This is a genomic window from Segatella hominis, assembly GCF_019249725.2.
GTDB lineage: Bacteria > Bacteroidota > Bacteroidia > Bacteroidales > Bacteroidaceae > Prevotella.
Map to the genome: position 1 here is coordinate 533,464 of NZ_CP137559.1, position 13,929 is coordinate 547,392.

Sequence of the window (13,929 nt, forward strand, 5' to 3'; positions counted from 1 at the left end):
TTAGAAAACCAATGAAAAGGGTGTGACTCATCGAAGAGGCACACCCTTTTTTAAAAAAATCATATTGTTGTGTTAGATAAACAAACTTCCTATCTGGAAGACCAGAGCTGATACTACCCATGCCAATAGCGTGGTGTAGCTAGCGGCAAAGCCTGCCCATTTCCAACTGCCCGTCTCGCCCTTGATGGCGGCGATAGTGGCGATGCAAGGGAAGTAGAGTAATACGAAGAGGAGAAAGCAATAGGCGGTGAGCGTTGCCTTGGATTCCGCCTCGGCATCGCTGTAACCGTAGGTCTTCTTCAAATCAGAAGTCATCTGCTTCTTCAAAACCTCATATTTTCCGTCTTCATCGTTGTAATCCTGATCATCAGAGAAACTGTCGTTGTTGCTGTAGAGCACGCCCATTGTTGAGGCTACAATCTCCTTGGCACCCACACCGGAAACCAAGCCCACATCCAGTTTCCAGTCGAAACCCTGTGGAGTGAAGATAGGCTCAATGGTCTTACCGATTCTTCCGATATAGCTCTGCTCCTGCTGAGCCTGGTTGTCAAGTTCTTCATTATGAGGGAAGTAACCCAAAGCCCAGACGATGATACTTGCCACGAGGATGATACCACCCATCTTCTTCAAGTACTGCTTACCCTTTTCCCAGGTATGACGGCCTATCGCCTTCCAGGTAGGGAAGCGGTAAGGAGGCAGCTCCATCACGAATGGGGTATCTTCGCCTTTCACTACGAAACTGGCAAAGATGCGGCTCAATATCACGGCAAGGAAGATGCCGATGAGATAGAGCGATACCATGATGAGCGAACGGTATTGGATGGCAAAGAATGTTCCGATAACCATGATGTAGATTGGCAGACGAGCCGAACAACTCATCAATGGCAAAATCAGCATCGTTATCAGACGGGAACGGTGACTCTCGATGGTTCTCGTTGCCATCACGGCAGGCACGTTACATCCGAATCCCATAATCAGCGGAATGAATGATTTGCCATGCAGGCCCATCTTGTGCATCAGTTTATCCATGATGAAGGCGGCACGAGCCATATATCCCGAATCCTCCATGTATGAGATGAAGAAATACAGAATCAGAATCTGTGGCAGGAACACAATCACGGCACCTACACCACCGATCACACCATCTACCAGCATATCCTTTACAGGTCCATCCGGCATTGTATTGCTGATGAATTCGCCCAGCCATGCCACGCCGTCCTCAATCCATCCTTTAGGAATCTCGCCCAGTACGAAGGTGGCTGAAAACATGATGAACAGCAGCAGGATGAAGATAGGGAAGCCCACATATTTATTGGTCAGGATGCTATCGATGAGGTGGGTTACCTGATAGGTGTCCTTTGCTTTGCCAGGTTCATAGCCTGCTTCCTGCAATGCTCCATGAATAAAACCATATTTGGCATCCATGATGGCTGTTTCACTATCTTCCAATGTCTCTTCCTTCACACGCTTGGCTGCCTCATCGCGGGCTGCGAAGATTTCCTTAGCCGATTTCAGATGACTTACGTATTCCTCGGCGTGTTTGTCGTTCTCCAATAATTTGATAGAAAGATATCGTGTGGAGTAGCGCTGGCGGATGGAATCATCTACCTTCAGATACTTCTGGATATGTTCGATACCATGTTCTATCTCATGTCCGTGGTTGATGTGGATGTGGCGGTAGTGAGCGTTAGTGTCTTCTTTTCCTTCGTAAAGTTCGATGATGGTCTCGAAGAGTTTATCCACGCCTCGACCATTGGTGAAGACGGTAGGTATCATTGAAATACCGAAGAGTTCACCGAGTTTGTCATAGTCGATATTATCGCCACGCTTCTCAGTTTCATCAAACATATTGAGAGCGCAGACCATGCGGATGTGCATATCTATCAGCTGGGTAGTGAGATAGAGGTTGCGTTCCAGATTACTGGTGTCGATTACATTGATGACGATATCTGGCGTGTGCTCGATGAGCTGTTTGCGCACATAAAGTTCTTCTGGTGAATAAGCAGAAAGAGAGTAGGTGCCTGGTAAATCAACCAGATTAAAGTGATAACCGTTAAAATCGGCTTCACCTACCTTGGCATCTACGGTTACACCACTATAGTTGCCCACACGTTCGTGAGCACCTGAAGCGAAGTTGAACAATGATGTCTTACCGCAGTTAGGGTTACCTACCAAAGCTACGTTGATGACATGGTGAAGTCTCTCAGCCTCTTGTTCTGCAATAGCCTCGTTACTGGCATTGTCTTTTTTTTCAGCCACTAACATCTTATCACCGAGTGCCAACTCATCGTTATCGTTGGTATCTACTATTTGCGAGTTCATTACCTGTTGGCGGTCTTCTGCATCCGCCTTGCTCAGTTCTGCATCATGCTTAGCTTCATCGATGGAAACAACTTCGATATGATCAGCTTCGCTGTGGCGAAGTGATACCTCGTATCCCATGATTTTGTATTTTACTGGGTCCTGGAGTGGGGCATTGAGAAGTACATCAACTTTTTTGCCTTTGATAAATCCCATCTCGATGACTCTCTTACGGAAGCCACCATGACCGGATACCTTGACGATAACGCCACTTTCACCTGTTTTAAGTTCTGATAATTTCATATATCTTTCCTCGTTTTATCTTTTCTTTGAGCATGTCCTTATGATATGCTCTTATTCTTTTAGACTGCAAAGTTACTAATAAAACTTTGCAACTTGATAGCAATGATGATATTAATAACAAAAATACCTAGAAATGATGAGAGTATCATCAATTCTAGGTATTCTTATCATTATTTCTGATGATGTGTATTCTTATACCTTATTATATATATAAGAGCATCACCATTTCTTGTGATTACAAGTTTCTGCCGTGGCAGTTCTTGAACTTCTTGCCGCTGCCGCATGGACATGGATCGTTTGGACGAGGCATGCGCTCTGCACGGTAAGGAGTGTGGTTTGCCAGGCTTGCGCCTTCACGAGTGTCTTGGTTGGCTGCAGCCTGTTGAGCAGCACGCTCTGCACGTTCACGCTCTTCGTCAATGTCAACCTTAGACTCTACATAGTTCTGCTGTGTAGGCTGTTCTGGAGCAGCCTCTTGTACAGGCTGTTGTTCCATTACAGGAATCTGACCACGCATCAGGATGCTTGAAATACGATCGTACATCTCGTTGATCATTGCGTCCCAAATCTTGGCACTCTCCAGTTTGTAGATCAACAATGGATCTTTCTGCTCGTAGCTGGCGTTCTGTACTGAGTGACGGAGTTCGTCCAGTTTGCGGAGATTCTCTTTCCAGTCATCATCAATGATATGGAGCAAGACGCTCTTCTCGAATTCCTTCACAACACTCTTAGCCTCAGACTCGTAAGCTTCCTTGAGGTTGCATGGTATCTGGTACATACGCTTACCATCTGTCAGTGGCACCATGATGCGCTCGTACATTGCACCCTGGTCTTCAAATACTTGCTTGATGATAGGGAATGCAGTAGCCTGAATGCGGTCTGTCTTGCGCTTGAACGCTGCCATTGCCTCCTGGAATGCACGCTCTGCCAAATCTTCACGTCTGCCAGATTCGTATTCTTCCTCGGTAAATGGAATCTCCATAGCAAGAACCTTGAGGAACTCTTCCTTTGCACCATCGAAATCATTGTTATTGATGATATTCAAGCAGCGGTCCCAAATAATGTTGGTGATATCCATGCCGATACGCTCACCCATCAAGGCGTGACGACGCTTTTCATAGATAACGGTACGCTGACGGTTCATCACGTCATCATACTCCAGGAGGTGCTTACGGATACCGAAGTTGTTTTCCTCAACCTTGCGCTGGGCACGCTCGATGCTCTTGCTGATCATAGGACTCTCGATACGCTCGCCATCCTCGAAACCAAGACGGTCCATTACCTTTGCAATACGTTCAGAAGCGAACAGACGCATCAGCTTATCTTCCAATGATACATAGAATACAGATGAACCTGGGTCACCCTGACGACCTGCACGACCACGGAGCTGACGGTCAACACGACGGCTCTCATGGCGTTCTGTACCGATGATAGCAAGACCACCTGCAGCCTTTACTTCTGGAGTCAGCTTGATATCGGTACCACGACCTGCCATGTTGGTAGCGATGGTTACGGCACCCTTGCCATTTGTTGAGCGACCAGCCTCGGCAACAATCTGAGCCTCCTGCTGGTGCAACTTAGCGTTCAATACGTTATGAGGAATGTTGCGCATCTTCAACATCTTGCTCAACAACTCTGAGATTTCTACAGATGTTGTACCCACCAAAACAGGGCGACCAGCATTGCGCATTTCTTCAATCTCATCAATGACGGCACGATACTTTTCACGGGCTGTCTTATAGACGCGGTCGTCCAAGTCGTGACGTGCAATAGGACGGTTGGTAGGAATCTCAACTACGTCGAGTTTGTAAATATCCCAGAACTCACCAGCTTCTGTGCTTGCAGTACCGGTCATACCAGAGAGTTTGTGGTACATACGGAAATAGTTCTGGAGTGTGATAGTTGCGAATGTCTGAGTAGCAGCCTCAACCTTTACATGCTCCTTAGCTTCGATAGCCTGATGCAAGCCATCGCTCCAGCGACGACCTTCCATGATACGACCAGTCTGCTCATCGACAATCTTCACTTCGCCATCCATGACAACATATTCGTCGTCCTTATTAAACATGGTATAAGCTTTCAGCAACTGCTGAAGTGTGTGAACTCGTTCACTCTGTACACCATAGTGTGCCAACATCTCGTCTTTCTTGTCGAGACGTTCCTGGTCAGAGATGTCTGTGCGAGCTTCCAACTCACTCATCTCTGTAGTGATATCAGGCAATACGAAAAGTTCCTTATCGTTTACCTGTTTTGCCAACCAGTCTGTACCCTTGTCGGTAAGGTCGGCTGAATTCAATTTCTCATCTACCACGAAATACAAAGGTTCTACAGCCTTAGGCATCTCACGGTTGTTGTTAGCCATGTAGTATTCCTCGGTCTTCAACAAACCAGCCTTGATACCTTCCTCAGAAAGGTACTTGATCAATGGCTTATTCTTAGGCAATGCCTTGAATGAACGGTAAAGAGCCAAGAAACCAGCCTCAAGTATTTCCTGATTCTTGGTCTTGCTTCCTTCGCTAATCTTCTGCTTAGCTTCTGCGAGCAATTCTGTTGCCTGTTTGCGCTGTACTTCATAGAGACGCTCTACCAATGGCTGGTATTCTTCAAACATCTGATCGTCACCCTTTGGGATTGGACCGGAAATGATAAGTGGAGTACGGGCATCGTCAATTAAAACGGAGTCAACCTCATCGACGATTGCATAGTTGTGCTGGCGTTGTACCAAGTCTGCAGGACTTGTTGCCATGTTGTCGCGCAAATAGTCGAAACCAAACTCATTGTTTGTACCAAAGGTGATATCTGCCAAATATGCTTTGCGACGCTCGTCAGAATTAGGGCGATGCTTATCGATGCAATCTACAGAAAGACCATTGAACATATAGAGAGGTCCCATCCACTCAGAGTCACGCTTTGCCAAGTAATCGTTGACAGTAACGACATGTACACCATTGCCAGTTAAGGCATTCAGGAATACAGGACAGGTACCAACGAGTGTCTTACCCTCACCGGTAGCCATCTCGGCAATCTTACCTTGATGCAAAACGACACCACCGAAGAGCTGAACATCGTAGTGAACCATTTCCCATTTCAGGTCGTTACCACCTGCTGTCCAATGGTTGTGATAGATAGCCTTATCACCATCAATGGTGATGAAGTCATTCTTAGGGTCTGCTGCCAACTCACGGTCAAAATCAGTAGCTGTAACGATGGTCTCCTCGTTTTCTGCAAAACGGCGAGCTGTATCCTTTACAATACTGAATGCAGTAGGGAGCACTTCATTGAGGGCAATCTCATATTTGTCGAGTGCTTCCTTCTCCAACTTATCAATCTGGTTGAAGATACCTTCACGCTCGTCAATAGGAGTTTCTTCTATCTTAGCCTTGAGTTCTGCTATCTTAGCTTTCTCCTCGTTGGCATACTCCTGTACATACTTCTGGATTTCTTTTGTCTTAGCACGAAGCTCGTCATTGCTCAAGGCCTTGATATTAGGATATTCTGCCTTGATTTTCTCTACGATTGGCTGGATCAACTTCATGTCGCGAGTTGATTTGTTGCCAAACAATGACTGAAGAATTTTGTTAAAGTTCATTGTTATATTTATTTTTTTTGTTATTCGAAATTTATCGGGAGTAATTGAAAATAAAGGAGTTATGAGTCATTTGACAAGTACTTGTCGTTCTCTTTTTCTCTATTTCTTTCTCCACATTATATTTATTGTCTGCAAATTTACAAAAAATATCTGTAAATCAGCAATGTTTTGTTAATTAATGCTCGTTTGCAAGTAATATTTGTGAGATTCTGTCCTTATATGACTTGCAATGGGATTAAAAACAATCAGGTCCTCGAATAACAATACTACCATAAGGAGCCTTGTATTTATGCTCCAGAATAGGGTGGAAATAAATATTAGAATGAATGTCTGTCAGAATGTCAGAAGTATCTGCTGTTAATGAAGCAGATACTGAGTGAAACTGAGGTCTTGAATGGTTTTCATCAGAGGCTTCTTTAATAGCCTTGATGACATAGAGAATGTCTTCCTCTAATGCCTTCGCCTCAGGTTGCTGGATAAATTCGTCATAGGATATATCTGTCAGCGCAAACTTCAGTGCCTGCTGATAAGTCTGCGCTTCCATGCCTGTTGCCGCTAAGACAACCAGGAGGGCGGTAATATATCTGTTGACAATCATAAATCCTAATTTATTTTATTTGTTTAATTGTTTTTCTGTTTACGGAGATCATATACTATGGATCTTATGACATATCGCATTAGCAAAGATAATGCCAAAATTTCCATACCTTCTGCATAGTGCTGCCAGATTTGCATAAAGAGGGACACGAAAAGAAGTATTCCCCATATATTATAGTACCAATATATTTTACCTTTATACAGATTTCTGCAGGTTTTCCATGCAAAGATGAGATTGAGTGGATTCAATATCAAAATCTGGAAATTGATCTGAACGGTAGGGTGCTCTGAGAACATCATCGCCAGAAGTATAAATCCTGGAATACCTGTAAGTATCAGAAGAGTCATCTCTAACCACCAGAAGTTCTTTCGCTTGAAGACTTCTATGATGGATAATAAGAATATGACTGCGCCCAGAGCGAGCGCTACTCTGAATGGAGTGATGCTTTCGCTTTCTGTTGCATGGTCTGCTTGTACCGGTATCAGGTAGAATGTACTATCTACTAATTTGATATATCTTGTTTTAGTTGGATATACTTCCGCCATCGTTTTTTGAACGGTTGTGTCCTTTCTCGCTTCTGTAGCAAAGTCCTTACTGAGGTTTTCTGGCAGGAACTCCCATTCTTGTTTACTGATAGGGCGGTCTGCCATGAATCCTAAAAGTAAATCATTTCCGAATCTTGCCCATTTGTGATTTCCGTTCAGGCGATGGATTTCTTTACGATAGGTTGATTGGGCATCAACGTCCTTGAAATCTGTGATATGTTGTCCGAGATTTCTGATAATCATATCACGGGCTCTGGTAGTACAGTTGTCAAAGAAGAAATTGTAGCGGTAAGTGCGATTCTCTTCTTTGTTATTCTCGTCAATAGCAGAGAGAATCTTTATCTTCTCCTCTCTGGTGAGTGCCAGCCTTTGTTGTCTTACCCATCTTCCTTCGCTTGAATATTCTGCTATGAAATGCTCCATAGGGAATATACCTATCTGATAGTCGGTCATGCCGAACACAAACCGAAGAATGAAAAAGGCCTGCTTGAAGGAGAACATTCCCCAGTTGACTGCAAGGTCTGTACCGTGGACATGGTCTTCGATGCGAAGAGCAGTATGGCCATAGTATGACCATACTTCTTGTCCTGGTCCGCACGTCAGGAGAGATATATCTACAGAGTCGAGCCATGCTTGTGACTCTGGGGATGACATATAGTTTCTCTCAGAATTTTCTTGAGGTCTGTTACCCTGAAAATCCTGTGCGTTAGCCAAACTCGTTAAATTGATTAACAAAACGGCTAAAAAAGCTCTAAAAATATACTTAAATCGTTTCACGATGCAAAAATACCTTATTATTTTCAATTATCCTTCTTTTTTCTAATTTTTTTTAATACTTTTGCACTCTGAATATAAATTTGAATGATAATTATCAATGAGAAAGCTTATTTTAGCAACCCTTTTGTTGGGTACAGTTATTTCGGTTAATGCCCAAAGTGGTACTAATTCTCCATATAGCCAGTATGGTCTTGGCGTGTTGTCAGACCAGACTTCTGGTTTTAATCGTGGTATGAATGGTGTAGGTCTCGGTTTTCATGAGCATAACCAAATCAACTACTTGAACCCTGCCTCATATTCAGCTATAGATTCCTTATCTTTTATTTTTGATGCAGGTATCTCTGGTCAGATTACCAATTTCGAAGAGAATGGAGTCAAGAAGAATGCTAATAATGCTAACTTTGAATATGTGGTTGCCGGTTTTAGAGCTGCCAAGCATTTAGGTGTTAGCTTTGGTGTGCTGCCTTTTACTAATGTAGGTTATAACTATACTTCTACAGAAAAAGTAGGCTCACAGTTTAATGATGCTACTTATACCAATACTTATAATGGTGAGGGTGGACTTCATCAGGTTTATCTTGGTGTCGGTTGGGTTCCTGTTAAGGGTTTGGCTGTGGGTGCTAATGTGGCATATATTTGGGGTGATTACAATAAGTATGTTTCCAATGCTTATAGCAATTCCAATTACAATACGTTGATTCGTACTTATTCTACTCAGGTCAACAGCTATAAGTTGGATTTTGGTATTCAATATACAGCCAAGCTTTCCAAGAAGAATTGGGCAACAATCGGTGCAACCTATTCGCCAGGACATAATCTTGGTGCAGCTGCCGACATGAATATTATATCTAATAATTCTCAGACAAATGCATCGGATACAGCCTTTTTCTCTATTGATAAAGCATTTGAACTGCCTCACATGTATGGTGTGGGTTTGATGTGGAATCATAATGATCAGTGGAAAATAGGATTTGATTATACCTTGCAGAAGTGGGGTAGTCTCAAATATCCTCGAAGATATGTAAATGTCAATGACAAGAATCATGTCCTTGATGTGGATGGTGCTTACTCTGACCGCAGTAAGTTCAATTTAGGTATGCAGTATTGTTATGGAGAATATAACCGTCATTTCTTCAAGCGTTTGAGATATCGTGCCGGTGTAAGCTATGCAACTTCATATTATAAGGTAAATGGTATTGATGGGCCTAAGGAAATCTCTGTCAGTGCAGGTTTCGGTATTCCAATTATGAACAATTACAACCACCGTTCTTTCCTCAATATCAGTGGACAGTGGGTGAAGAGTTCTGCAAAGGATTTAATTAATGAAAATACTTTCCGCTTGAATATAGGCTTTACTTTCAATGAGGAGTGGTTTAGAAAGTGGAGAATGAAGTAATATATAATAATGTATAAGATAAAAAGCACTTTTTTAGGATTATTGATGTTCATTTGTTTGGTGGCTTGCCAGGAACAAGTGGAACATACTGCACCTGCAATCTTGGCGCGTGACTCTGTTGCCATGATGACTTCGTATGGTGTTAATACGCTCATCAGTGATTCGGGTGTAATGAAATATCGTATTGTTACGGAACGATGGGAAGTGAATACCAGTAAGAATCCTTCTCAATGGATTTTTGAAAAGGGTATTTTGCTGGAACAATTCGATGAGAAGTTTCATGTGAATAGTTATATTCAGAGTGATACTGCTTATTATTATGACCAGCAGAAGATATGGAAACTTTATGGAAGAGTCCGTATCTTGACTAAAGATGGATTGAAATTTACAAGTGAACAGCTCACTTGGGATCAAAATAAGCATGAGCTTTCGAGCAATGTCTTCAGTAAATTAGTTACTCCTGAACGTACCCTGCAAGGGTCATATTTCAGGAGTGACGAGAAGATGACGCGTTATTTTGTTAGTAATTCTAAAGGTAGCTTTGAAAAGGGTGATGTGGCTGGTACACAGAGTGATACCATCTCTTCTCAGCCAGATTCTGTAAAGCAGAATTTACGTCCGCAAGCTACTCCGCGAAGTGCAACAAAATCGATTCCGCTTATGCACTAATATTGAATAAAAAGAAAATGGAAGAAATAGGGATTAGTCTCATAATTGGAATCTTGGTGACAATGGTTTTTTCTGCCTTTTTCAGTGGTATGGAAATAGCCTTTGTTTCATCCAATCGTATGTTGGCTGAGATGGATAAAGAAAAAAACGGATTTACACAACGTATTATTTCTTTGTTTTACTCTCATCCTAATGGTTTTGTCAGTACCATGCTTGTGGGTAATAATATTGCCTTGGTTGTGTATGGTATTCTGATAGCCCGACTCTTTGATAATACGATTTTCAGTGGCTTGGATGATGGACTGAAGGTTTCTGCTGATACGATTTTATCTACATTAATCGTGCTTTTCACGGGTGAGTTTTTGCCTAAGACTCTTTTCAAGTCCAATCCTAATAGATTGTTGTCTCTTTTCAGCCCTTTAGCTTACTTATGTTATGTCATCCTTTGGCCTATCAGTAAGTTCAGTACTTTTTTGAGTAAGATACTGTTGAAGATTCTTGGTGTTAAAATGGATGATGAGACTGGGGATGAAGGATTCTCTAAAGTGGATTTGGATTATCTTGTCCAATCCAGTATAGATAATGCAGAGAAGGATTCTGATATTAACGATGAGGTCAAGATATTCCAGAACGCTTTGGATTTCTCGGATACCAGAGTAAGGGATTGTATGGTTCCTCGTACTGAAATTCAGGCGGTTGGACTGGATGCAACGCTTGAGGACTTGCGTCAGAAATTCGTGGAGAGTGGTAATTCTAAGATTGTGGTATATAAGGATGATATCGATCATGTAGAAGGCTATATTCATAGCTCCGAATTATTCCGTAATCCTAAGAAATGGCAAGACCATATTCGTACGATGCCTTTTGTTCCTGAGACGATGCAGGCGCAAAAGCTGATGCAGATTTTCCTTCAGCAGAAGAAAACATTGGGTGTTGTCGTAGATGAATTCGGAGGTACCAGCGGACTGGTCAGTTTGGAGGATATTGTGGAGGAAATCTTCGGTGATATTGAGGATGAGCATGATTCTGCTAAATATGTAGCCAAACGGACCCCAGAAGGTGATTATCTGTTGTCAGCTCGTCTGGAAATAGATAAGGTAAATGAGATGTTTGATTTAGACTTGCCTGAAAGTGATGAATACATGACTGTCGGAGGCTTGATACTTCATGAATATCAGAGTTTTCCAAAGTTGAATGAAGTTATCGAAATCGGTAAGTTTGAGTTTAAAATCATAAAATCAACCTCTCGAAAAATAGAATTAGTTCACTTACATTTGTTGAAGTGAACTCCTAAAAATATAGCAAAAAGCACTTGTCATTTGCGATAAGTGCTTTTTTCTTGCTATTTTTTACTCTTTTTGGCATGTATGTCCAAAAAAGACATTAAAAAATTCCCTTATTTCCAATTTTCTTTGTATTTTTGCAAACAATTGGCTAAAGTCTTCCCTTGCTTTCATCGATTCGAAGCTTGGATATGGAAAGAAAAGTCTATATAAATAGAGAAAATAAACAAAAAATAAAAATAAAATTAAAACGTAATGGCAGCATTAGGAACAATTAGAAAAAGAGGCGTCATTCTGGTTTGCATTATCAGTTTCGGTCTCTTCGCCTTTATTGCCGAAGAAGCTTTCCGTTCTTGTGATTCTGCGAAGAACAACGAACGTCAGCAGATTGGTGAGGTATTTGGCGAGAAAATCAGTGTACAGGAGTTCCAGAAACTCGTAGATGAGTACACCGAAGTAATTAAAATGCAACAGGGACAGGACAATCTCCCTGAGGAGCAGATGAACCAAGTCAAGGATATGGTTTGGAATTCATATATCCAGAACAAGATTGTTGCTCATGAGGCAGAGAAGTTGGGTCTCACAGTTACTGATGCAGAGCTTCAGGATATCTTGAAGACAGGTACTAGTCCAATGTTGGCTCAGACTCCTTTTGTTAATCAGCAGACAGGACGCTTTGATGTTTCTGCATTGCAGAAGTTCTTGGCTGATTATAAGGCTCAGAAGGCTAATCCATCTGCAAATGCCCAGATGATGGATCAATACACTAAGATTTACAACTATTGGTCATTCATCGAGAAGACTCTTCGTCAGCAGACTTTGGCTCAAAAGTATCAGTCTTTGCTCGCACACTGTTTCCTTTCAAATCCTGTAGAGGCTAAGATGGCTTTCAAGGAGGAAAACGAGGAGAGCAAGATTCAGTTGGCTGCTTTCCCTTATTCTGATATCCAGGATGACAAGGTGAAGGTTGTTGAAAGTGATTTGAAGGCTAAGTATGATGAGATGAAGGCCCGTTTCAAGCAGCCTGTTGAGAGCCGTGATATCAAGTTCGTTGATATTCAGGTAGAGGCTTCTCAGGCAGACCGCGCTGCTCTTAACAAGGAATTTGCTGGTTACCATACTCAGTTAGCTGCTGCAGCAGATCCTACAGAGGTTGTTCGCAAGTCTGCATCTACAGTTGCTTACTTGGGTATTCCTGTTGCTAAGGATGCTTTCCCTTCAGATATCGCAGCAACTCTTGATTCTATGGCTGTTGGTGCTACTACTGCGGTGAAGGCTAATACTGCTGACAATACTTTGAATATTGTCAAGTTGGTTAACAAGCAGCAGTTGCCTGATTCTATTCAGTATCGTGTTATTCAGGTTGCCGCAGCTTCTGTTGCTGAAGCTAAGACAAAGGCTGATTCTATCCAGGGTGCTATTTCTGGTGGTGCTGATTTCGAGGCTATCGCTAAGAAGTATGGTCAGACTGGTGAAAAGGCATGGATGACAACTCGTCAGTATGAGTTTGCTCAGTCTATGGATAAGGACAATAAGGCATTCATTAACGCTTTGAATACTCAGGCTGTCAATGCAACTTCTCAGTTGCAGTTGGGACAGGGTTATGTGATTCTTCAAGTTTGTGACCGTAAGGCTATGATCGAGAAATATACAGCTGCTGTCATCAAGAAGAATGTTGATTTCTCTCAGGATACTTATCGTACTGCTTACAACAAGTTCTCAAGTTTTGTCAGCGCCAACCAGACTGCTGATGAGATTGTGAAGAATGCTGCAAAGAGCGGTTATAAGGTTCAGGATTTGAAGGATATTACAACAGCTACTCACTATGTAGCAAACATCCATTCTACTCGTGAGGCTCTCAAGTGGATTTTTGAGGCTAAAGAGGGTTCTGTGTCTCCTATGTATGAATGCGGTAACAACGATCACCTTTTGGTTGTAGTACTTGATAAGATTAATCGTATTGGTTTCCGTGGCTTAGATGATCCTCAGGTTAAGGAGATGGTTAAGGCTGAGGTAATCAAGGACAAGAAGGCAGAGATGATTGAAGCTAAACTGAATGGTGTTAAGAATATCGCTGCAGCTAAGTCTAAGGGTGCTAAGGTTTCTGTGGTTAATCAGATTACTTTTGCAGCTCCTGTATTTGTAGCTTCTGCTGGTGCAAGCGAACCTGCTCTTTCTGGTGCTGTTTCTGTCACTAAGAAGGGTGTATTCTCTGCTCATCCTGTAAAGGGTAATGCTGGTGTATATCTCTTCTTGGTTACTAATAAGTCTAACAGACCAGTTAAGTTTGATGAAAAGGCACAGGAGCAGAAATGCCGTCAGAAGTCTATGCAGTATGCTGGTAACTTCATGAACGAGCTTTATCTCAATGCAAATGTCGTAGATAACAGATATCTCTTCTTCTAAGTATAAGAGAATTTCATATAAAAACAAAAGAGCGTGGCTTCATTTCGAAGCCACGCTCTTTT

8 protein-coding genes are annotated in these 13,929 nt (G+C 42.3%); 4 read left to right on the forward strand and 4 right to left on the reverse strand.

The genetic code is table 11. The annotated features are described in order from the left end of the window. Window positions 1–72: 72 nt before the first annotated feature. The 4 genes from feoB to KUA50_RS02105 all read right to left on the reverse strand — a co-directional run bounded on the left by feoB (window position 73) and on the right by KUA50_RS02105 (window position 8,050). The gene (feoB, locus tag KUA50_RS02090; RefSeq protein ID WP_218456954.1) at window positions 73–2,604 is read right to left on the reverse strand and encodes a ferrous iron transport protein B; all 2,532 of its coding nucleotides are present in this window, start codon (window positions 2,602–2,604) and stop codon (window positions 73–75) included. A 235-nt stretch (window positions 2,605–2,839) separates the two neighbouring features. Then, entirely contained in the window at window positions 2,840–6,193 is a 3,354-nt protein-coding gene (gene secA / locus KUA50_RS02095) for a preprotein translocase subunit SecA (protein WP_218456955.1), read from the reverse strand. Between the two features lie 235 nt (window positions 6,194–6,428). Beyond that, complete coding sequence (locus KUA50_RS02100; RefSeq protein ID WP_022110182.1) at window positions 6,429–6,791, reverse strand: hypothetical protein; 363 nt, start codon at window positions 6,789–6,791, stop codon at window positions 6,429–6,431. 23 nt (window positions 6,792–6,814) lie between these two features. Then, window positions 6,815–8,050, reverse strand: coding sequence for a DUF4105 domain-containing protein (locus KUA50_RS02105; RefSeq protein ID WP_256624257.1), 1,236 nt, complete (start codon window positions 8,048–8,050; stop codon window positions 6,815–6,817). A gap of 160 nt (window positions 8,051–8,210) precedes the next feature. Between KUA50_RS02105 and KUA50_RS02110 the strand changes: the two genes are divergently transcribed. The 4 genes from KUA50_RS02110 (at window position 8,211) to KUA50_RS02125 (ending at window position 13,867) form a co-directional block, all read left to right on the forward strand. After that, on the forward strand, window positions 8,211–9,509 hold the full coding sequence (locus KUA50_RS02110; RefSeq protein WP_218456957.1) for a hypothetical protein: 1,299 nt from the start codon (window positions 8,211–8,213) through the stop codon (window positions 9,507–9,509). Between the two features lie 9 nt (window positions 9,510–9,518). Further along, window positions 9,519–10,178, forward strand: coding sequence for an LPS export ABC transporter periplasmic protein LptC (gene lptC / locus KUA50_RS02115; protein ID WP_218456958.1), 660 nt, complete (start codon window positions 9,519–9,521; stop codon window positions 10,176–10,178). Window positions 10,179–10,195: 17 nt separating this feature from the next. After that, complete coding sequence (locus KUA50_RS02120; protein WP_218456959.1) at window positions 10,196–11,464, forward strand: hemolysin family protein; 1,269 nt, start codon at window positions 10,196–10,198, stop codon at window positions 11,462–11,464. Between the two features lie 252 nt (window positions 11,465–11,716). Beyond that, window positions 11,717–13,867, forward strand: coding sequence for a peptidylprolyl isomerase (locus tag KUA50_RS02125; protein WP_218456960.1), 2,151 nt, complete (start codon window positions 11,717–11,719; stop codon window positions 13,865–13,867). The last annotated feature ends 62 nt before the right edge of the window (window positions 13,868–13,929 follow it).

Bases quoted from the DNA above. Each gene is read 5' to 3' on its own strand.
- feoB (WP_218456954.1), bottom strand. From the start codon at position 2,604: ATGAAATTATCAGAACTTAAAACAGGTGAAAGTGGCGTTATCGTCAAG.
- secA (WP_218456955.1), bottom strand. From the start codon at position 6,193: ATGAACTTTAACAAAATTCTTCAGTCATTGTTTGGCAACAAATCAACT.
- KUA50_RS02100 (WP_022110182.1), bottom strand. From the start codon at position 6,791: ATGATTGTCAACAGATATATTACCGCCCTCCTGGTTGTCTTAGCGGCA.
- KUA50_RS02110 (WP_218456957.1), top strand. From the start codon at position 8,211: ATGAGAAAGCTTATTTTAGCAACCCTTTTGTTGGGTACAGTTATTTCG.
- lptC (WP_218456958.1), top strand. From the start codon at position 9,519: ATGTATAAGATAAAAAGCACTTTTTTAGGATTATTGATGTTCATTTGT.
- KUA50_RS02120 (WP_218456959.1), top strand. From the start codon at position 10,196: ATGGAAGAAATAGGGATTAGTCTCATAATTGGAATCTTGGTGACAATG.
- KUA50_RS02125 (WP_218456960.1), top strand. From the start codon at position 11,717: ATGGCAGCATTAGGAACAATTAGAAAAAGAGGCGTCATTCTGGTTTGC.